The sequence below is a fragment of the Virgisporangium aurantiacum genome (genome assembly GCF_016863635.1).
GTDB classification, from domain to species: domain Bacteria; phylum Actinomycetota; class Actinomycetes; order Mycobacteriales; family Micromonosporaceae; genus Virgisporangium; species Virgisporangium aurantiacum.
Map to the genome: position 1 here is coordinate 131060 of NZ_BOPG01000065.1, position 20070 is coordinate 151129.

General features: G+C 72.1%; 20 protein-coding genes. 11 read left to right on the plus strand and 9 right to left on the minus strand.

Annotated features, from left to right (window positions below):
* Genes Vau01_RS44665 through Vau01_RS44680 form a run of 4 tightly spaced genes read left to right on the plus strand, consistent with a single transcriptional unit; the run spans position 1 to position 3088 of the window.
* The gene (locus Vau01_RS44665) at positions 1 to 1563 is read left to right on the plus strand and encodes a GAF domain-containing protein (protein WP_204006337.1); all 1563 of its coding nucleotides are present in this window, start codon (positions 1 to 3) and stop codon (positions 1561 to 1563) included.
* A gap of 44 nt (positions 1564 to 1607) precedes the next feature.
* Positions 1608 to 2009 (plus strand): DUF3224 domain-containing protein, encoded by a 402-nt coding sequence (locus tag Vau01_RS44670; protein WP_204006338.1) that lies wholly within the window; start codon positions 1608 to 1610, stop codon positions 2007 to 2009.
* Complete coding sequence (locus tag Vau01_RS44675) at positions 2006 to 2539, plus strand: MarR family winged helix-turn-helix transcriptional regulator (protein WP_204006339.1); 534 nt, start codon at positions 2006 to 2008, stop codon at positions 2537 to 2539. The genes Vau01_RS44670 and Vau01_RS44675 overlap by 4 nt, the downstream gene beginning before the upstream one ends.
* Positions 2540 to 2557: 18 nt before the next feature.
* On the plus strand, positions 2558 to 3088 hold the full coding sequence (locus tag Vau01_RS44680; RefSeq protein WP_204006340.1) for a DUF4240 domain-containing protein: 531 nt from the start codon (positions 2558 to 2560) through the stop codon (positions 3086 to 3088).
* 3 nt (positions 3089 to 3091) lie between these two features.
* Here the strand turns inward: Vau01_RS44680 and Vau01_RS44685 are convergent, their stop codons facing one another.
* Positions 3092 to 3841, minus strand: coding sequence for an SDR family oxidoreductase (locus Vau01_RS44685; RefSeq protein ID WP_204006341.1), 750 nt, complete (start codon positions 3839 to 3841; stop codon positions 3092 to 3094).
* A gap of 116 nt (positions 3842 to 3957) precedes the next feature.
* Here Vau01_RS44685 and Vau01_RS44690 point away from each other — a divergent pair, with 116 nt between their 5' ends.
* Complete coding sequence (locus Vau01_RS44690; protein ID WP_204006342.1) at positions 3958 to 4842, plus strand: helix-turn-helix transcriptional regulator; 885 nt, start codon at positions 3958 to 3960, stop codon at positions 4840 to 4842.
* Between the two features lie 114 nt (positions 4843 to 4956).
* Here the strand turns inward: Vau01_RS44690 and Vau01_RS44695 are convergent, their stop codons facing one another.
* A complete protein-coding gene (locus Vau01_RS44695; RefSeq protein ID WP_204006343.1) occupies positions 4957 to 5454 on the minus strand; it encodes a protein-tyrosine phosphatase family protein in 498 nt (165 codons plus the stop codon).
* 94 nt (positions 5455 to 5548) lie between these two features.
* Here Vau01_RS44695 and Vau01_RS44700 point away from each other — a divergent pair, with 94 nt between their 5' ends.
* Positions 5549 to 6769, plus strand: coding sequence for an MFS transporter (locus Vau01_RS44700; RefSeq protein ID WP_204006345.1), 1221 nt, complete (start codon positions 5549 to 5551; stop codon positions 6767 to 6769).
* On the opposite strand, the gene Vau01_RS44705 is transcribed toward Vau01_RS44700, so the two are convergent.
* Positions 6750 to 7631, minus strand: coding sequence for an AraC family transcriptional regulator (locus Vau01_RS44705; RefSeq protein ID WP_204006347.1), 882 nt, complete (start codon positions 7629 to 7631; stop codon positions 6750 to 6752). The two genes, Vau01_RS44700 and Vau01_RS44705, sit on opposite strands and share 20 nt — an antisense overlap.
* A 74-nt stretch (positions 7632 to 7705) precedes the next feature.
* On the opposite strand from Vau01_RS44705, the gene Vau01_RS44710 reads away from it, so the two are divergent.
* Positions 7706 to 8659 (plus strand): sigma-70 family RNA polymerase sigma factor, encoded by a 954-nt coding sequence (locus Vau01_RS44710; RefSeq protein WP_373320392.1) that lies wholly within the window; start codon positions 7706 to 7708, stop codon positions 8657 to 8659.
* Here the strand turns inward: Vau01_RS44710 and Vau01_RS44715 are convergent.
* A complete protein-coding gene (locus Vau01_RS44715) occupies positions 8564 to 8929 on the minus strand; it encodes an STAS domain-containing protein (protein WP_204006351.1) in 366 nt (121 codons plus the stop codon). The genes Vau01_RS44710 and Vau01_RS44715 overlap by 96 nt on opposite strands.
* A 79-nt stretch (positions 8930 to 9008) precedes the next feature.
* Here Vau01_RS44715 and Vau01_RS44720 point away from each other — a divergent pair, with 79 nt between their 5' ends.
* A complete protein-coding gene (locus Vau01_RS44720) occupies positions 9009 to 10220 on the plus strand; it encodes an FAD-binding oxidoreductase (RefSeq protein WP_204006353.1) in 1212 nt (403 codons plus the stop codon).
* Between the two features lies 1 nt (position 10221).
* On the opposite strand, the gene Vau01_RS44725 is transcribed toward Vau01_RS44720, so the two are convergent.
* Together Vau01_RS44725 and Vau01_RS44730 are read right to left on the minus strand one after the other, a co-directional pair.
* Positions 10222 to 11535, minus strand: a complete 1314-nt coding sequence (locus tag Vau01_RS44725; protein ID WP_204006355.1) for a LuxR C-terminal-related transcriptional regulator — start codon at positions 11533 to 11535, stop codon at positions 10222 to 10224.
* A gap of 130 nt (positions 11536 to 11665) precedes the next feature.
* The gene (locus tag Vau01_RS44730) at positions 11666 to 13285 is read right to left on the minus strand and encodes a peroxidase family protein (RefSeq protein ID WP_204006357.1); all 1620 of its coding nucleotides are present in this window, start codon (positions 13283 to 13285) and stop codon (positions 11666 to 11668) included.
* 289 nt (positions 13286 to 13574) lie between these two features.
* On the opposite strand from Vau01_RS44730, the gene Vau01_RS44735 reads away from it, so the two are divergent.
* Both Vau01_RS44735 and Vau01_RS44740 read left to right on the plus strand, forming a co-directional pair.
* Entirely contained in the window at positions 13575 to 14732 is a 1158-nt protein-coding gene (locus tag Vau01_RS44735; RefSeq protein WP_204006359.1) for an acyl-CoA dehydrogenase family protein, read from the plus strand.
* Positions 14733 to 15488 carry an SDR family NAD(P)-dependent oxidoreductase gene (locus Vau01_RS44740; protein ID WP_204006361.1) on the plus strand — a complete coding sequence of 252 codons (756 nt, stop codon included), beginning with the start codon at positions 14733 to 14735 and terminating at the stop codon, positions 15486 to 15488. It begins immediately after the preceding gene.
* Here Vau01_RS44740 and Vau01_RS44745 read toward each other — a convergent pair.
* Genes Vau01_RS44745 through Vau01_RS44755 form a run of 3 tightly spaced genes read right to left on the minus strand, consistent with a single transcriptional unit; the run spans position 15485 to position 18442 of the window.
* On the minus strand, positions 15485 to 16003 hold the full coding sequence (locus Vau01_RS44745) for a hypothetical protein (protein WP_204006363.1): 519 nt from the start codon (positions 16001 to 16003) through the stop codon (positions 15485 to 15487). The two genes, Vau01_RS44740 and Vau01_RS44745, sit on opposite strands and share 4 nt — an antisense overlap.
* Positions 16004 to 16030: 27 nt before the next feature.
* Complete coding sequence (locus Vau01_RS44750; protein ID WP_204006365.1) at positions 16031 to 16609, minus strand: TetR/AcrR family transcriptional regulator; 579 nt, start codon at positions 16607 to 16609, stop codon at positions 16031 to 16033.
* 45 nt (positions 16610 to 16654) lie between these two features.
* On the minus strand, positions 16655 to 18442 hold the full coding sequence (locus Vau01_RS44755; protein ID WP_204006366.1) for a hypothetical protein: 1788 nt from the start codon (positions 18440 to 18442) through the stop codon (positions 16655 to 16657).
* A 102-nt stretch (positions 18443 to 18544) separates the two neighbouring features.
* On the opposite strand from Vau01_RS44755, the gene Vau01_RS44760 reads away from it, so the two are divergent.
* Positions 18545 to 20068 (plus strand): alkaline phosphatase D family protein, encoded by a 1524-nt coding sequence (locus tag Vau01_RS44760; RefSeq protein WP_204006367.1) that lies wholly within the window; start codon positions 18545 to 18547, stop codon positions 20066 to 20068.
* The last annotated feature ends 2 nt before the right edge of the window (positions 20069 to 20070 follow it).

Genomic DNA, 20070 nt, shown 5'->3' on the forward strand with positions numbered 1-20070 from the left:
GTGGGGTTGTTCGGTGGGGGGAAGTCGGCCGTCGGGTCCGATTCCGGCGGCTCGGGCGCGGACGAAGGGCGGGCCAACGTCGGCGCGATTCTCGCCGTGATCAGTGCCGTGGCCGACGCGAGCAGTTCCGAAGAGGCCGCCGACATCGCCCTGGAGACCGTGCGCAACCGCTTCGGCTGGGCGTACGGGTCGTACTGGCGGATCGACCCGGACGCGCGGGTGCTGCGGTTCGTCACCGACTCCGGCACCGTCAGTGAGGAACTCCGCAACGTCGCCATGCAGGCGACGTTCGCGCAGGGGGTCGGCCTGGCCGGCCGGGCCTGGCGCAGCCGCGACCTGGTGGTCGTCAAGGACCTGGCCGAGCTCACCGACTGCGTGCGGGCACCGGTCGCGCAGCGCGCGGGCATGCGCAGCGGCGTGTGCTTCCCGCTCTTCGAGGCGGGCAACGTCGTCGGCACCATGGACTTCTTCTCCACCGCGGCCCTCGACCCGTCGGAGGACCGCAAGGAGACGCTGCGGGCCATCGGGATGCTCGTCTCCCAGTCCCTGGAACGGATCGCGGAGGCCGAGCGTCAGGCGGAGGCCGCGCTCGACCTCAGCGCGGTGAACACGGTGCTGCGCGATCTCGCGACCGCGACCACGGAAGAGGCCGGGATCCGGCACGCGCTGGACTCGATCCGGCAGGGCTTCGGGTGGCAGTACGGCTCGTTCTGGAAGGTCGACCCGGCCACGGGCGAGCTCACGTTCGCGCAGGAGTCCGGCAACGCGGGGGACGAGTTCCGCAGCGTCACGCGGTCGGCGTCCTTCAAGGAGGGTGTCGGCCTCGCCGGCCGGGCCTGGCAGGCGCGCGACATGGTGTTCGTGCCCGACCTCGGCGACCTGTCCGACGTCCGGGCGCCGGCCGCGCAACGGGCCGGGGTCAAGGCGGGCGTGTGCCTGCCGCTGGTCGTCCACGGCAAGGTGGTCGGCACGATGGACTTCTTCTCGACGCGGGCGATGCGCCTCAGCGACAGCCGCCAGGCCGCGCTGCGCAACACGGCGCAACTGATGTCACAGGCGTTGCAGCGCATCGCCGAGTCCGGCCGCATGTCGACGGCGGGCCAGGAACTGGTCACCTCCATCGAGGAGGTGGAGCGCAACGTCATGCAGGCGACCAGCGTGGCGAACGAGGCGCAGGCGCTCACCGGCAAGGCCAACGAGGCGGTGAACCGGCTGGCCCGCTCCAGCGACGAGATCGGCAAGGTCATCAAGGTGATCAGCGCGATCGCCGAGCAGACCAACCTGCTGGCGCTGAACGCGACCATCGAGGCGGCCCGCGCGGGCAGCGCCGGCAAGGGCTTCGCCGTCGTGGCGAGCGAGGTCAAGGATCTCGCGCAGGGCACCAGCCGCGCCACGGACGACGTCACCAAGCTCATCGACACGATTCAGGGCGACGCGACGAGCGTCGTCGACGTGCTGGCGGCGATCGGCAACATCGTCGAGCGCATCAACGCGAGTCAGGCGGTGATCGGCGGCGTGCTCACCGAGCAGGCGGCGACGACGCGCGAGATCGTCAACGGCTGAGCCCGTGTTTTGACATGTGACTGACTCACACATATGTTGGGTGTATGAGTGAGATCCTGGAAACCAAGCTCACCATCGACAATTGGGACGAGAAGCCGTACCGGGAACTGCCCGACGGCACGAAGTTCACCCGCGCCGAGGTCGTCCTGTCGGGCACCGACGTCACCGCGGCGACTTTCGAGGCGCTGATGTTCTACCGGGCCGACGGCACGAGTTCGTACGTCACGGTGATGCGCGTCGAGGCGACGCTCGGCGGCCGCACCGGCGCGTTCGTGCTGCGCGGCGAGGGCGCCTACGACGGCACCACGGCGCACGGCACGTCGGAGATCGTGGCCGGCTCGGGCACCGACGGGTTGGCCGGAATCGCCGGCACCGCCGAGAGCGTGTCGACCCACGCCGACTACCCGTTCATGCCGCTCACCGTCACCTACACAATGGACCGGTGACGGGCGAACGCGAGGCGAACGTGCTGGGTGCCCTGGCGCAGGCCGTCACCGACCGCACCACGGCGGCCATCACCGCCGCCACCGGGCAGTCGCCCTCGGCCGCCGCGGCGCTGACCGCCCTCGACCAGTTCCTCGACCGGCCGACGCTCGACCGGCTGCGCCTGGTGCTCGGGCTCACGCCGTCGGGCGCGGTGCGCCTGGTCGACCGGCTCAGCCAGGCCGGACTGGTGACCCGTGGCCCGGGCGGCGACGGCCGGTCGCGCTCGGTGATGCTCACCGAACGGGGCCGCGCCGCCGCGGCCGAGGTCGCCGCCGCCCGCGCCACCGTGCTGCGCGACCTGCTCGGCGACTTCTCCGCCGCCGACCGGAAGACCCTGGGCCGCCTGCTCGACCGGTTGATGGCCGGCGTCGTCGCGGGCAAGGACGGCGGCGGCTGGATCTGCCGCCAGTGCGACCTCGCCGCCTGCGAACGGGCCGCCGGCCGGTGCCCCGCCGCCAACGCCGCGGCGGCGAAGTACGCGCAACCGTGACCCGATACGATCCGCGCCGTGACCGACAAACTGCCCGCCGTGCTTCCTACCGAGGCGGACGAGGCGCGATTCTGGGCCCTGATCGAGCGGGCGTGGGCCCAGCTGGATCCGGCGGCGAACGAGGCGCGGCACGCACTCGCGCGGAGGGATCCCGAGTCCGACGAGGGCGACCTGGAAGCCGTCGAGGAGCACCGTGAGGAGTTCCTCGAGCATCTGCGCGCCCTGTGCGACGGCATGACGAGCGCGGAACTGACCGACCTCGACCGGGTGCTCGAACGCAAGCTGTACGAGATCGACCGGGAAGACATCCACGAGCACACCGACGGGTCCGACGACGGGTTCCTGTACTGCCGCGGGTTCATCGTCGCGCTGGGGCGCGAGTTCTACGCGGCGGTCGTCGCGAACCCGGCGGTGGCGGTGCTCGACGCCGAGTTGGAAGAGATGTGCTACTTCTTCGATCACCTTCACCACGAGCGGTTCGGCGAGTACGCGGAGACCGGGTCGGGCATCTCCCGCGAGTCCACCACGAACGCCGCCGGTTGGGCGTGAGGGTCAGCCCTGCTGGGTGGGTACGACGATCATCTCGGCGATGTTGACGCGGCGCGGTGCGGCGGCCGCGTAGGCGACCGCGTCGGCGATGTCTTCCGACGTGAGGATCTCCAGCGAGTCGCGCCACCGCACGAGGTGCTCGCGCTGGCCCGCGTCGCGCATGCCGTCGCCGAGTTCGGTGCCGACGAAGCCCGGCTCGATGTTCTTCACCCGCACGCCGCGCGGGCCGAGTTCGGCGCGCAGGTTGCGGGTGAGGTGCGCGACCGCGGCCTTGGTGGCGGTGTAGACGCCGTAGTTCGGGAAGACGGTGTGGCCGCCGATCGAGCCGATGTGGACGAGGTCGGCGCGCCCGCCGGCGGCCGCGGCGGCGAGCAGGTCGTCGATGAACGCCCGGCCGGTGTATAGCAGGCCGGTGACGTTGGTGCCGACCATCTCGTTCCACTCGACGGTGGACGCCTGCTCGAACGGCGCGGCCAGCATCACGCCGGCGTTCGCCACCACGAGGTCGACGGGACCGAGTTCGGCCCGGATGGTGGCGGCCGCCGCCCGCACCGCGTCCCAGTCGGAGATGTCGGTGGCGACGGGCAGCACGCGCGTCCCGATGTCTTGTGAGAGTTCCTTGAGCCGGGCCTCGCGCCGACCGATGAGCGCGACCGACGCGCCCTCCGCGGCGAGCCGTTTCGCCGTGGCCGCACCGATTCCACTGGTGGCGCCGGTGACGACGGCGGTGCGTCCAGCAAGAGTTTCTGTCATGGCTCCACCGTGACCGGTGCGGGAATCCGTTGCCAGGGCGCGGTTTTCCTGGGAGGGCCGATCCTGGGAGTGACGGGGCCAGGCTACGTCGCGGGATCCGGCCTAACCTGGTGGGCATGCAGACCGACAACCGCCTCGGCGAGTTCCTCCGGGCCCGGCGCGAGGTCGCCCGGCCCGAGGACTTCGGCCTCCCCCAGCCCGGGAGTGCCGAGCCGGGGCGGCGCCGCACACCCGGGCTGCGGCGCGAGGAGGTGGCGCTGCTGGCCGGCATCAGCGCCGACTACTACGTGCGGCTCGAGCAGGGGCGCGACAAGCATCCGTCGGAGCCCGTGATCAGCGCGCTGGCGCGGGTGTACGCGCTCAACGACGAGGGGATGGCGCACCTGCGCAAGCTCGCGCGTCCGGAGAGCCGTCGGCGGCGCCGGCCGGTGCGGGTCGAACGGGTCGCGCCGTCGCTGGTGCGGTTGCTGGAGGCGTGGCCCGACACGCCGGCGATGGTGGTCGGCCGGTACCTCGACGTGCTGGCCAACAACCGGTTGGCGGCCGCGGTCAACCACTGCTCGGTGAAGGGCCAGAACCAGGTGCGGGTCGTCTTTCTCGACCCCGACGCGCGGCGCATCTACGCCGACTGGCCCACCGTCGCGGCGGAAACCGTGGCGACCCTGCGCGCCACGGCCGGCGGCGACCTCGACGATCCGCGGCTCACCGACCTCGTCGGCGAGCTGTCGTTGAAGAGCGAGGACTTCCGGCGGTTGTGGGCCCGCCACGACGTCGGTGTGAAGACGTCGGGCATCAAGCGGTACGCGCATCCGATGGTCGGCGAGCTCGTGCTGAACTACGAGACGTTCTCGGTGAACGCGGCGCCGGGGCAGACGCTGCTGGTGTACCACGCGGAGCCGGGCAGCCCGTCGGAGGAGGCGCTGCGCCTGCTGGGCGCGGTCGCCGCGGAGGCGCCGGTGCGCGCGGGCCATGAGGCAGCGGACCGCGAGGCGGCGAAGTAAAGGCGACCCGGCGTCAGCCGGCGCGAGCAGGGCGAAGTAGGGCGACCCGGCGTCAGCGGGGGCGACAGGGCGGGCGGCGTCAGCGGCGCGGTTGCGGGGCAGGGGCGAGCGGCGTCAGCCGGGCGCGAGGCGGTGGCGGGCCAGGGTGGCAAGGTCCTCGGCCCAGGCGAGCCGGTGGTCGCCGACGCCGTCGGCGGTGATGGTGCGCAAGTGGCGGAGGGTGATGGTGGCCTCGTCGGGGTCGAGGCCCGCGGTGCGGAGCAGGGCGTAGGCGAACATGCCGGTGCGATGGATGCCGGCCGAACAGTGGATGACGGCGGTGGCGCCGCCGGTGACGAGCGGCGCGAGCATGGTGAGCGCGGTCACGACCCCGGTGCGGCTCGCCGGTGACGGCTCCTGGCCGTTGGGCAGGTCGACCCAGATCCAGTGCAGCCCGGCCGCCTCGGCCGCCGACCCCACGGCGAGCGCACCCTCCCGTTTCGCCAACAGGGTCACCAGGTGGGTGGCGCCGGCCGACGCCAGCGCCGGGAGCAGTTTCACCTTCGGCCGGTGGGTGAGGGCGAGGGCGCCCGCACCGAGCGGAACCGGGGCGATGCCGGCGGGCCAGTCCATGCGGCCCAGGGTAGGCCGCGGCCGATGGACGATCGATCAGATATCAGCGACGCACGATCAAGTGGTTGGAGGCGGTGCCGGCGAGGCTTGTCGCATGACAGTGACACCAACAGAAACGGCGACGGCGGCCGAGTCAGATACCCACGCCCCCTCGGTGCGCGCGCCGACGGCGGTCGGCCGGTCGGGGTGGCTCGCGGTCGGCGCGGTCGGGTTCGGGATCTTCGCGCTCGTCACCACCGAGTTCCTGCCGGCCAGCCTGCTGCCGCGCATCGCCGCCGACATGGGTACCACCGAGGGGGCGGCGGGCCAGGCGGTGACCGCGACGGCGGTGATGGGCGCGTTGACGGCGCCGACGATCGCGGCCATCGTGCCGCGGCTGGACCGCCGGTACCTGCTGATCGCGTTGACGGCGTTGGGCCTGTTGTCGAACGTGCTCGTCGCCGTCGCGCCGTCGTACTGGTTGCTGCTGGCATCCCGGGTGCTGCTCGGCGCGGCGCTCGCCGGGTTCTGGGCGATGGCGCTCGCGGTGGTCGGCAGCATCCTGCCCGCCGACCGGATGGGTCGCGGCATGACCATCGTGAACGTCGGGGTGTCGCTGGCGACCGTGGTGGCGGTGCCGCTCGGCACGTACCTCGGTGAGGCGTGGGGCTGGCGGCCGGTGTTCTGGCTCGCCGCCGGGCTCTCGCTGGTGGCGCTGCTGGCACTGGCGGCGTGGCTGCCGTCGGTCGCGCCGTCCGGGGCACCGGGGCTGCGCACCGTGATCGCCACAGCGCGCACCCGCGCGATGACGCTCGGGCTGATCGCGATCGGGCTCGTGGCCGGCGGGCACTTCGCCGCGTTCACCTACGTGCGTCCGGCCGCCGAACTGGTGCCGGACATGGACCCGGAGCGGCTCGCGCTGCTGCTGACCATCTTCGGGTTGGGGACGTTCGTCGGGACCGTCATCAGTGGACAGATCGCGGACCGGCGGCTGCGGCTGGGCATCCTGATCGCACCGATCTTCATCGGCGCGTCGACGAGCGCGTTCGCGTTGGTGGCCGGGTCGTACGTGGCGGTGGCCGTCACGGTGGCGGTGTGGGGTGCCGCGTTCGGGGGCGTGCCGACGCTGGTGATGACGTGGATCGCGCGGGTCGAGCCAGACCGGTTGGAGGCGGCGGGCAGCCTCGCGACCGGCATGTTCCAGGTGGCGATCGCGTCGGGCGCGGCGGTCGGCGGCGTGCTGCTGGACGTGTTCGACGTGCGGGTGGCGCTGCTGATCGCCGGAGCGGCGGCGGCCGTCGGTGGCGTGCTGTTCGCTAGCGCGCGAAAGGTGTGACCGTGGCGCCGGCGTGCCGCTCGGTCGCGAGGCCGGGCGGCGCGCCGGTGTGTCGCCACTGGGTCGGTGGTACTCCGGCGTGCCGGCGGAAGGCGCGGCTGAACGCGGCCTCCGAGCCGTAGCCGAGGCGGACGGCCACCTCCGCGACCGTGGTGCGCCCACCGAGCAGTTGCTTCGCGTGCTCCATGCGTACCCGGGCCAGATACCGTGCCGGGCTCTCGCCCACGGCGTCCCGGAATCTTTTCGCGAAGGCCGATCTCGACGCGAGCGCGACCCGCGCGAGCGAATCGACCGTCCACTGTGAACCCGGTTCGTCGTGGATCGCGCTCAGTGCCCGGCCGAGGTCGGCGTCCTGCAACGGCGCAGACAGCAGGTGCGTGCTGCCGCACCCGGACTCGATCCACGACCGGATCGCGGTCATCGCGACGGCGCCGGCCAGTTGCGAGATGACCGAACCGGCGCCGGGGCGGCCGCGACTCGCCTCGGCGGCCATGCCGTCGACGAGCGCGGCGACCATCGGTTCGCGCCTGAGCATGCAGCACGCGACGACGGTGGCGGGCATCGCGGCGAGGAGCGCGCGGGCCTCGGGTGACGTGGTGTCGAACCGGCCGGTGTGCAGCAGCGTGCCCGCCTCGCCGGCGACGACGGAGTGCGCACCGCCGCGCGGCAGCAGGAGAAAGTCGCCGGCGCTGAGGTCGATGGAGAAGCCGCGCACGCTCGCTGTGCCCTCGGCGACGAAGTGGAAGCGGACCGCGTCGCCGGCCTCGCGCCGCGACTCACCGGAGCCCATTCTGTGCAGACCGTAGTCGGCCACCGTCCAGCGGAGCCGCTCGAAGATCGTGCCCAGATCGTCCACGGTCATATCGCGGGTCAACACCCGGCCGGGGGACGCATTCCCCCCGGTGACATTCACCACGCCGAGGTAGGTTGGGCTACGTGAGCGTCACGACCCCCGTGGAATCGCAGCTGGAGGAGTACCGGTCGGAGCTGACCGGCTACTGCTACCGCATGCTCGGCTCGGCGTTCGAGGCGGAAGACGCCGTCCAGGACACGATGGTCCGGGCCTGGAAGAGCTTCGACCGGTTCGAGGGACGGTCGGCCCTGCGGTCCTGGTTGTACCGGATCGCGACGAACGTCTGCCTCGACATGCTCGGCAGCGCCCAGCGGCGGGCCCGCCCGATGGACCTCAACCCCGCCGGCGACGGCCACGCCACCAACCCGGGCGAGCCGCTCCCCGAGGAGATCTGGATCGGCCCGGTGCCCGACGAACGGGTGCTCCCGCAGAACCCGGCCAACGTGATCGCCGGCCGCGAGTCGATCCGGCTGGCGTTCGTCTCCGCGTTGCAGAACCTGCCGCCGAAGCAGCGGGCGGTGCTGATCCTGCGCGAGGTGCTCGCCTGGTCGGCCCAGGAGGTCGCGGACCTGCTCGACACGTCGGTGCCGAGCGTCAACAGCGCGTTGCAGAGAGCCAGGGCGACGCTGGCAGCGCCGGCCGGAGACGTGCACAAGCCATTGGACGACGAGCAGAAGGCCCTGCTCAGCCGCTACGTGCAGGCGTTCGAGGCGTACGACATCACCGCGCTCACCGCGTTGCTGCACGAGGACGCGACGCTGTCGATGCCGCCGCTGCCGTTGTGGCTGCACGGCGCCGACGACATCGCCGCCTGGATGCTGGGCACCGGCAACGTCTGCCGCGGCTCGCGGCTGGTTCCCCTGGTGGCCAACGGCATGCCGGCGTTCGGGCAGTACCACGACGGCGGCGACGTCCCGTGGGCGGTGATCGTCCTGGAGATCTCAGACGGGCGGATCGCGGGCATCAACAACTTCCTCGACACCGACCGCCTCTTCCCGCTGTTCGGGCTGCCGGAACGCCTCGGACAGGCCCAGTAGCCCGATCAGCCCGGCCAGGTGCGGCCCGGCGCCGTCGATCACGAGCGCGTACCCGTGCCGGCGGGCGGTCAGCCGCAACCGGGCGAGGGCTTCGAGCGTCACCACATCGGGCCGGACGACGGCCCGGACGTCGCAGACCACCGTGCCCCGGGCGGCGCCGCCGTAGAGCGAGCCGTCGCCGCGGGAGCCCCGGAGGCGGTCGGCGAGGTCCGCGCACAGGCCGGGGATGTCGGCCCGCGCGAGGTCCGCGGCGATGCTGATGACGGTCATCCAGGTAGGACCGGCCGGCGACCGGAAAGTCATCGGTGCCGGACGGATGAGTTCCGCACGGGGTGCCGGTCCTACCCGCATGACGACGTTTCTGCACCCCGGCGACGCTGGCTACGACGACGCCCGGAAGACCCTCAAGCCGACCCTCGACCCGCGCCCGGCCGTCGTGGTCCCGGCCGCCGGCACCGATGACGTCCGCGCCGCGGTGGTCGCGGCCCGCCGTCGCGGCCTGCCCTTCGCCGTTCAGGCGACGGGCCACGGGACGCACGTCGCGCACGACGGCGCGCTGCTGCTGCACACCGGCGCGATGGCCGGTGTGATCGTGGACCCGGACCGCCGGGTGGCCCGCGTCGGCCCGGGCGCGCGGTGGCGCGACGTGCTGGCGGCGGCCGCGCCGTTCGGGCTGGCGCCGCTGTCGGGCTCGTCGCCGGACGTCGGCGTCACCGGCTACACGCTGGGCGGGGGCCTCGGCTGGCTGGCCCGCAGGCACGGGCTCGCCGCCGACAGCGTCGTCGGCGCCCGGGTCGTCACCGCCGACGGCGACGTGGTGACCGCGACCGACGACCTGCTGTGGGCGCTGCGCGGCGGTGGCGGTTCGTTCGGGGTCGTGACCGGGCTGGAGTTCCGGCTGTACCCGGTGGCGTCGGTGTACGCGGGCGCGGTTTCCTTCACGCGCGAACGCGCCGCCGAGACGCTCGCCTTCTACCGCGACTGGATCGAGCGGACGCCCGACGAGCTGAGCACCGCGATCGTGCTGCACCGCGACGGGACGCTCGTCATCAAGGCCATGTACGCCGGCGACGCCGACCGCGGCCGGGCGCTGCTCGCTCCACTGTGGACGGTTGCCGGTCCGGTGCAGGAGGACGGCATGCGCGTCGTCGGATACGCGGAGGCCGCGATGGGCGGCACCGCCGCCCGCACGTTCGACCAGGTGCCCACGCTCGACGACGCCCTCGTCGACGCGCTGGTCGCCGAGCCGGACTGCACCGTCGAGATCCGCCACTGGGGCGGCCGGATCGCCCGCGACACCGGAGCGGCGGCGCACCGCGACGCGGCGCTGTCGGTCATCCTCGACGTCGTTCCGTCGGACCGGACCGCGACCGCGCTGGGCCGGTCGGGAATCGGCAGCAGCTTCCTCAACTTCCTCGCCGACCCGACGCGCACGGCGACCGCGTTCACGGCGGAGAACTGGGCGACGTTGCGTCGCATCAAGGCGACGGTGGACCCGGACAACGTGTTCGGCGCCGGGCTGGCCGTCCCGCCGGCCGCGCCGGTTGCGGTCGCCGCGTGAACTACCCCGCGGACAGCGTCTCGTCGTCGTCGCCCATCAGTCCCAACGAGTGCGCCGACGCGACCGCGCCGGACCGGTTGTGGACGCCCAGCTTGCGGAACAGCCGGGCCTGGATGTTCTCGACCGTCTTCTGCGCGATGCCCAGGGTCCGCGCGGTCTGGCGGACCGTGTCGCCGGAGGCGATCGACTTCAGGATGTCGCGTTCCCGCGACGTGAGTTCCGGCAGCGCGCGGTCGCTGTCGCCGTTGCGGGCGCGCACGCCGGCGACCAGGCCGTCGGCGAGCGTGGAGCTGACCGTGAGGTGGCCGGTCGCGGTCAACGTCAACGCGGGCAACAGATTCTGCTCCAGCCGGTCGGCGTCGATCATTCCGACGACGCCGCGGCCGAGCGCGGTCATCGCCTCCACGCGCGACATCGGCCGCGACCCGACGAGCAGGATCGGCACCGCGATCTCGGCGATCGCGTCCCACTGCTCGGGCCCGGGATCGGCGAGCACCGCGACCACCGGGTCGAGGTGCGGCCCGACCCAGGCGCGCCCGGGTTCCGGGTTGATGATCAGCGGCACGTGGGCGTCGAGCAGGGCCAGCACGAGCCGGCGGCGCGTGGTGGTCTCCGGTCCGTAGACCACCACGCGCAGGGACGTGCCGGACTCGACGAGGCGGGGCCGCGGGATGGTCTTGCGGTCGACCAGGCCGAGCGCGGCGGCCCGCGCGATCGCGTGGCTCTGGTTGCTGACCCGCATCTTCTGGTAGATCCGCCGCTTGATGTTCTCGACCGTGCACCGGCTGATCTCCAGCAACTCGGCGACCCGGTCGGCGGTGTGCCCGGCGCTGAGCGCCGCGATGATCTGCCGTTCCTGATCGGTGAGCCCGGTGTCGACGGCCGGCGCGGGATTCGACCGCAGGGCCTCGGCGTGCCGTTGCAGCAACGCCTGCAGCGCGTCGAGGCCGTGCGAGTGCGGAACGAGCGCGTCGACCCCGAGCCGGGCCGCGAGGGTGATGCCGGCCCGGGTCAGGTGCTCGTACGTCAGGATCAGGCAGACCGGCGTGTGCCGGCTGCGGAGTTCGGTCAGCAGCCGGGTGCTGGTCGCTATGTCGGCTCCGGCGTCGAAGAGCACGATCTCGGGACGCCGGAGCCGGCACAGGTCGAGCAGATCCTGCGCGGCGGTGACGTGACCGACCACGCAGAAGTCCGGCCGCGCGGCCAGGCAGGCCGCCAGCGTGTCATGGAACAGTCGACGGTCCGACCGGATGGCGATCCGGACTGTTCTCTTTTCGGGCGAAGGCGGGTCGCCCGTTGAGCCCGGTGTCTCCACACCGTCCTCCCTGGGTCCCGGCCTGGGCCAGCGATTCGGTGCAAAACGTGCAATGAGTGTAGTTACCGTGTGGGCCCGGTGACCCCGGCCAATCGGCCAGATCTATCGGCCCCGATCGATTGATTCCGGCCTACGCGCCGCGGCTCACTGGGTCGACGCGGGCGTACCGCAGGAGATCCGTCATCTTGAACGTGCCCGGCACCTGGGTCGGGAACGTGGGCCGCCAACCCGGCTGGACCACCAGGAAGCTGCGCGGATCGAGCTGCAGGAGGCCGATGAACACCTCACCGACGATGCGCCCGCCGGTCGGGCCGAGCCGCAGCCCGTCCTGGAGCCGTTCCGCCTCCGCGAGCACGTAGTACCAGAGCGGGGTCTGGTTCTCCAGCGCCACGCCGTAGTGGGCCAGTTCCTGGAGGTGGAGCATCGGCGCGCCGATGGTCTGCGCGATGCGCTGCCCGGCGGGGATGCCCCACGTCACGTGCCGCAGCAGGTTGCGCTGCGCCAGCGACGTCGGCGGTTGGGCGCCGGCCCCGATCGCTCCGAGCGGCAGGTTGAACAGCGGGGTGGAGATCTTCGTGTCGATCCGCTTGGTCGGCCGCGCGTGCTGCGTCATGTCGCCACCGAAGTCGAAGAACGTCTCCCACCCGATGAACCGGCGGCGGGCTCGCGCGCCGCCGCGCAGGTCGACCGGGTCGGGTTGGCCCTCGCCGGCCGGATCGAAGATCATGCCGAAGAACTGCGGTGCCCCGGTTGCCGGGTTGCCGCCCACGTCGCCGGTGCGGTTGGCGCGGTACGACGGGCGCACCATGCTGTGGCCGAAGCGGTACGCGGCACCCTGGAACTCCACCGGGATGAACGCCGGGCCAGGCTCGGGCCGGTACCAGCGCCGGCCGTTGTTGCGGATGTCGTTGACCATGTCCTGGCCGACGAAGTGCGGGAGGATCTCGGTCAGGATGATCCACTGGTAGTGCCAGGTGACCAGCTGCCGGGCCCGCTCGAACAGTTGGGCCTGTGGTGTACCGGCCGCCCGCAGGTCGTCGACGGTGCGGTTGTGCGCGAGGATGAACGCGGCCTGGAGGCCGGAGATCATCATGTTCTCGTCGTTGCGGGGATCGGAGATGATCGCGGATCCGTTGGCGTTGCGGGGCACGTCCTCGAAGAGCCCACCGGACTCGATCCGCAACTTGATGCGGTCGGACTGGTACAGGTTCGGGCTGCCGGAGGGGCCGGCGCCGTACACGGAGTCCAGGTCGAAGGCCGGGGTACGGCTGTTCGGCGACGCCTCCGGTGCGACGGGGATGCCCAGTTGCGACGTCTGGTCGAACGTCATGTCGTGGTCGAGGAACTGGCCGACGAACGTCAGGCCGGCGCTGAACCCCGCCGCCAGGTCGTGGTTCCGGTTGTTGGCGGAGAGCGTCAGGTCGGCGACCAGCGCGACCGGGCCGGCCGCCAGGTTGTCCCTGGCGTCGAGGATTCCGCCGGGCTTGCCCATGTCGATGAGCGCGGCGCGGCGGCGGTCGTCTGCGGGGACGAACGGCGGCAGTTCAGGGAAAATGCGTCCGAACCGGTCGGCGGGGGTGGCGAGCAGCGCCGGTTCGGCGGTGGCGGTGGCGGCCGCCTCGGTGTGCGCCGGGTCGGCGAGCGCTTCGCCGCCCAGAGCAACCGCTCCGGCGGCGCCGGCGCCCACCGTGGTGATGAACCCACGGCGGCTCAGGCTGTGATGGGTGTCCTCGTTCGGCTTGGCAGGCATGGCGGGGTACCTCTCGGCGGCCAAAATGGAACCGATCAAATCGCCAGACAGCGATGGATTTGGATTCTTTGCCCCTTTGGGCACGTCGGACAGTCCCCCAAGGGATTTCTGTGGCCTATCGAAGGCGTCGTCGAATATTCGACAACGCATCTATTGACGTCTAAGTCAAATGAAAGTTTCGCCATTTCGGGAAGTCGACGACGGCGGTTCCGGGGGCGGCGAGGGTACGGAGAATGATACTGTCGTACTGGATCGAGTACACCCAGAGCTCACACCCAGGGGGATTGCGATGCCGGTCACCCGCCTACTGCCGACGCCCGAGAGCGCCGACCTCATCAAACTGGTCCGCGACATCGCCGATCGGGAACTCGCGCCGCGGGTCGACCGGGCCGAGGCGGAGGCCGAGTTCCCCCGCGACGTCTTCCGCACGCTCGGCGCGGCCGGGCTGCTCGGCCTGCCCTACCCCGAGGAGTACGGCGGCGGCTGCCAGCCGTACGAGGTCTACCTGCAGGTGCTCGAGGAGCTCGGCGCGGTCTGGGCGAGCATCGGTGTCGGCATCAGCGTGCACGTGCTGAGCTGCTTCGGGCTGGCGCAGTTCGGTACCGCGGAGCAGAAGGAGGAGTGGCTTCCCGCGATGCTGGGCGGCGACCTGCTCGGCGCCTACTGCCTGAGCGAACCGCAGGCGGGCTCCGACCCGGCCGCGATGACCACGAAAGCCGTCCGCGACGGTGACGACTACGTGATCACCGGTGCCAAGGCGTGGACCACCCATGGCGGTTACGCCGACTTCTACCAGGTGATGGTCCGCACCTCGGCCGAGCGCACCGGCATCTCCTGCTTCCTCGTCCCCGCCGACGCCGAGGGCCTGAGCGTCGACCCGCCGGAGCGCAAGATGGGGCTCACCGGGTCGGCCACCGCCACCGTCCGGTTCGACGGCGTGCGTGTCCCGGCCCACCGCCGCCTCGGCCCCGAGGGCGCCGGCCTACGCATCGCGCTCACCGCGCTCGACGCGGGTCGGCTGGGCATCGCCGCCGTGGCGACCGGCCTGGCGCAGGGCGCGCTCGACGGCGCCGTCGCCTACGCCCGCGACCGCGAGACGTTCGGCAAGCCGATCATCGAGCACCAGGGCCTCGCGTTCCTGCTGGCCGACATGGACGTCGCGGTGCAGACCGGCCGCGCGACGCTGCTGCACGCGGCCCGTCTCAAGGACCACGGCCTGCCGTACAGCCGGGAGGCGGCGATCGCGAAGCTGGTGGCCACCGACAACGCGATGCGCGTCACCACCGACGCGGTGCAGGTCTACGGTGGCTACGGCTACACCCGGGACTTCCCGGTGGAGCGCTACATGCGCGAGGCCAAGGTCATGCAGATCTTCGAGGGAACCAACCAGATCCAGCGGGTCGTGATCAGCCGGGCGCTGGCGGCGGCCGACGGAAGGCGGAACTAGATGCGGGTCAGCGACACGGCGGCGATCGTCACCGGGGGAGCGTCGGGGTTGGGCGGGGCGACCGCTCATGCGCTTGCGGAAGCCGGGGCGCGGGTCTACGCCGTCGATCTGGCCGCGAGCATCAAGGCCGCGCCGGAGGTCGCCGGGGTCACCTACGTCGAGGCCGACGTCACCGACCCGGAACAGGTCCGCGCGGCCGTCGCGGCCGCGACGGCCGATGTTCCGTTGCGGACGGTGGTGAACTGCGCCGGTATCGGTCCGTCCGCCCGGATCCTGGGCCGCAAGGGCGTGCACGATCTGGACCTGTACGCGAAGGTCATCCAGATCAACCTGATCGGCACGTTCACCGTGCTCACCCTCGCGGCGGAGGCGATCGCACAGACCGAACCCGACGCCGACGGGCAGCGCGGCGTCATCGTCAACACGGCGTCGGTCGCCGCGTTCGAGGGCCAGGTCGGCCAGGCGGCCTACTCGTCGTCGAAGGGCGGCGTCGTCGGGTTGACCCTGCCCGCGGCCCGCGACCTGGCCCAGTACGGCATCCGCGTCAACACGATCGCACCGGGCATCGTCGACACCCCGATGCTCGCCACCGTGTCCGACGAGTTCCGGGCGGGCCTGGCGGCCGGCGTCCCGTTCCCGAAGCGCCTCGCCACGGCTGCGGAGTTCGCGAAACTGGTGCTGCTGATCGTCGACCACGACTATCTGAACGGCGAGACCATCCGCATGGACGGCGCGCTCCGGATGGCCCCGCGCTAGTCCGACCAGACTTCGGCGTCGGCGAGGAACGCCGTCGACGATGCTCCGGTCACCCGCGGAGCTCCGTCGACGCGGCGGCCGGCGATGGTGAGGCGCCCCTCCGCGCACGGCGTGTACACAGTGGACAGTCGCAGGCCGTTGCCGGGAAACGCGGCCACGTCGACCCGTCGCCGGTCCATCGGCCCGGAGATCTCGACCGTGACGTCCGCCGCGGTGGCCGTCAGGCCCGTGGCCGGGTCGAGGTCGAGGCGCACCGGTGCCGCGGTGACCGCCGGTTCGCTCCACGGCAGGCCGGCCACCTCGGGAAAGTGCCGGTTGAACGCGTCGGCGAGCCAGCGCCCGAGCTCCGGCACCGGAGTGACCACCCGCACCCGCCCGGAGTGGCTGAGCACCAACGCGGTGCCGGCTCCCCGCACCGACCAGTCCACCCGCCACACCGAGACGAACGCCACCGGCGGCCCGTCCCCGTCATGCAGAGCCAACCCCGGATTGGACCCCACCAGCAGCACCGCCATGGCTGGCAAGCCTATGCCCGGCCCGCTTCAGGTGGAGCGGGACAGGCTGTTCAGGATCAGGTCGGCGAGGTTGCGGTAGGCGGTCGCCGCGTCGAGGCCGGTCTGGGCCTGGAGTTCGCCGCGTTGGATGGCGCCCATCACCTGGGCGACCGCGGCGCCCACGAACGGGGCGTCGACCGGGCGGAGCGCACCGGCCTTGACGCCGTCGGTCACCAGCGTCTGTACGCGGTGGGCCGCGTAGCGGGTGTTCTCCTGGTACACGTCGTTGCCGGGGGAGAAATCGGCCAGGTCGGCGAAGAACTCGGCCGACACCGGCTGCAGTTCCGACGCGACCGCCTCCAGGTACACGGCCAGTTTTTCGCGTGGATCCCCGGTTTCGGCCACCCGCGCCTCGATGTGTTCGGCGGCGGCCCGGAAGTACGCGCGCACCACCGTCAACACCAGTTGTTCCTTGCTCGGCGCCAGCGCGTAGAGGGTGGTGCGGGAGCACCGCAACCGGTCGGTCAGATCGCCGATGTTGAACGCGGCGAACCCCTCCGCCAGGAACAGCGCCTGCAGCCGGGCGATCAGGTCGGCCCGACGCGCGCTCAGCCGAGTGGTGGGCATTGAGGCAGCGTATGCGGCCGGGCGCCGGATCTACGACATTGAGCGTCAGTGGTTCGCGAGAGTGTCCATGAGCCAGGCGAGCAGCGGGGTGCCGACTACCCAGAGTGCGTACAGGCCGGGTGACGGGTGGGGGCGGTCGAGCCTCGGCGGGTCTTCGGCGGGGGCGGTGGTGGCGCGGTCGCGGGCGTAGCGCAGGGCGTGGGCGAGTTGTTCGGCGTCGCGTTCGGTGTGGCCGGCCATGCCCAGGAACCGGCCGGCGCTCAGGACCAGGCCGCGATTCTCGGTGATGATCGTGACGGACTCGCCGTCGTGGTCGATGTCCCTGACGGTGCGCCACTCCGCCCGGTCCTCGTTGATGGCGCCGACCACCGCGATGCCGTGACCGTTCCAGGCGGCCCGGGCCCGCATGAACATCCGCCACGCGCCCGCGCACGACAGCGCGAGCGCCAGCCCGGCGACGAACAGCCAGACGGTGTAGGGGAGGTCGGGCAGCACGCGGGACGCGACCGTGAGGACCAGGGGCATGCCGGCCGCCGAGGCGTAGCCGACGAGCGGGTTGCGGACATGGGTCAGCACCTGGTCGGGAGCGGCGAACCGGTCGGCGGGGCGCAGGGCGTCGAGTTCCTCCGGGCGCAGCGGCGGTTGCGCCATCGGCAGGTCGTCGTCCTCGTCGTCGTCGGTCGGCATCTGTCCGTACAGGGGTGCGGCCACCCGGCCGGCCGGCACGGGACGCGCGGGGGTCAGGAGCTGCCCGTCGACGACGACGGCGCACCAGTGGCCCGGCGCCGGAACGCCGTAGAGGGTGCCCGGCCGGTAGCCCGACCCGACGTCCGGGTCGTCGTCCTCGTCGGCGCCGACGAGCGTGTGGAAGTGCACGAGCGCGGGCTCGCCGGGACGGGCGTCGGCCGCGTACACCGCGACGATCCCGAGGCCGCACAGCACCCGGACGGCGCTGACCGGCTGGGCGTCGCCGAACAGGCGGCGCGGCTGGAACGAGGTCTCCACGCCGCGGAAGTAACAGGCGGCGGCCACGCCGCCGAGCAGCACACCGAGCAGCACCCAGCCGGTGGCGTCGTACGGTTCGGCGACCGGCTGGTGCAGGCCGCGGCCGTCGACGTACAGGTCGAGGTGGCTGCCGACGGGATAGGCGTCGGCGTCGAGAACGTCGACGCGGGTGGGCCGGCCGCGCACGTCGACCTCGACGGTGTACCCGTCCGGATGCCCGGTGACGGGCGCGCTGACGACGTCGGCCGCCTGCTGCCGCGCGTCCGCTTCCTTCTGCGTGTACCACCCGGCGCCGACGCAACAAACCGCGACCACCGCGAACATCCCGGCGATCAGCCGCCAGCCGGCGCCCCGCCGCGGCGGCCCGCCGGGCGGCGGCGGTGGACGCTCGCGCGGTGCGTCGGCGAGCCACCGCTCCGCCGCCGGCTGCGACCGGTCCCGCCGCACGCCACCGACCACCGCGCACAGCACGACGAACGCCACGTCGCACAGGTACGTCCAGGCCGGTGACACCGCGCTGGCCCGCAACAGCCGCTCGGAGACCACGAGGGTCGCCAGGAACCCGGCGGCGAGCCAGGCGGGCAGCCGCGGGTAGATCTTCCCGGTGACCGCGGCGGCGACCAGGAGCCCGACGCTGGCCGCGCCCACCGGGTCGGGCGTGCAGGGTGTGCCGGCCGAGCAGTCGTCGGAGCCGACGGCGGAGACGTGCACCCCGACGAGGGCGAGGGCGGCGAACGGCACCGTCCACGTCAGCAGTCGCCGCTGCCACCGTGGCCTCGCGAGCATGCGCAGGTCACGGGCGTCCCGGGTGAGGAGCGGCGCCGCCATCCCGCCATCATCCGATGTGGACGGTGCCGGGGGCGGTATTTCGCTCGAGCCGTGTGTCGATCCGGGGCAGGTATCGATGGCGATCCATTACGATGCCGATCTATGAATAAGTTCAGTCGCCGCGTGTTCGTTCTCGGGGGAGCTGCGACGGTGGGGGTCGCCGCCACTCCCCTGAGAAGCGCGCAGGCAGCCGTCCCCTATCCCTTCAAACTCGGGATCGCCTCCGGCGACCCGGCCGCCGACAGCGTCGTGCTGTGGACGCGGCTCGCACCCTCACCGCTCAACGCCGACGGGCAGGGCGGCATGGCCAACGCCGATGTCGCCGTCGACTGGCAGATCGCGACGGACGAGCTGTTCGGCTCCCTCGTCGGGTCCGGCACGGTCACCGCGCGGTACGCCGACGCGCACTCCGTCCACGTCGTCGCCGGTGGCCTCGCCCCGGACGCCGAGTACTACTACCGGTTCCGGGCGCAGGGCCACATCTCACCGGTCGGCCGCACCCGCACCACCCCGGCCGTCGACACGTTCGGCCGCGACTTCGTGATGGCGTTCGCGTCGTGCGCGCACTACGAGGAGGCCTACTACACCGCGTACCGGCGGATGGCCGAGGACCGGCCCGACCTGGTGCTGCACCTCGGTGACTACATCTACGAGGGAGGGCCGACCGCCGGCCGGGTGCGGCTGCACGTCGGCGACGAGATCATTTCGCTGGCCGACTACCGCCGCCGGTACGCGCTGTACAAGTCCGACCCGGACCTGCAGGCCGCCCACGCGGTCGCGCCGTGGGTCGTGGTGCCCGACGACCACGAGGTGGAGAACAACGTCGCCGGCAACTCCCGGTCGGGCAACAGCCCGGCGCTGACCGCCGCGCAGTGGACGGCGCGGCGCACCGCCGCCTTCCGCGCGTACTACGAGAACATGCCGCTGCGGCCGACGTCGACGCCCAGCGGCGCCTCGATCCCGTTGTTCCGGCGGATCCGCTGGGGCCGGCTGGCCACGTTCCACATGCTCGACACCCGCCAGTTCCGCAACGACCAGGCCTGCGACGACGGGTGGAAGGTGTGCTCCGACGCCGACCTCGCGTCGCGCTCGATCACCGGCGGCCCGCAGGAAACCTGGCTCCTCGACGGGCTGAACCAGCACTTCGGTACCTGGGACATCATCGGCCAGCAGGTGTTCTTCGCCCGCCGGTTCAACAGCACCGGCGCGAGCATGGACTCCTGGGACGGCTACCGCGCCTCCCGCGCCCGCATCCAGCAGGGCTGGATCGCCCGCGGCACGCGCAATCCGGTGGTGCTCACCGGCGACGTGCACCGTGCCTGGGCCAACGACCTCAAGGCCGACTACGCCAACCCGGCGTCGGCCACGATCGGCACCGAACTCGTCGCCACATCGGTCGGTTCCGGCGGCGACGGCGACGCGTCGACCGCGGTGCCCGACCAGGCGACCAACCCGCACCTCAAGTTCTACTCAAATCGGCGCGGCTACGTACGCACCACGATCGGGCAGACGCAGTTGCGGGCCGACTTCCGGGCCGTCGCCACCGTCACCGAACACGGCGCGCCGGTCACCACGGTGAAGTCGTTCGTCGTCCAGGACGGCGTCCCCGGATTGCAGGCGGTGTGACG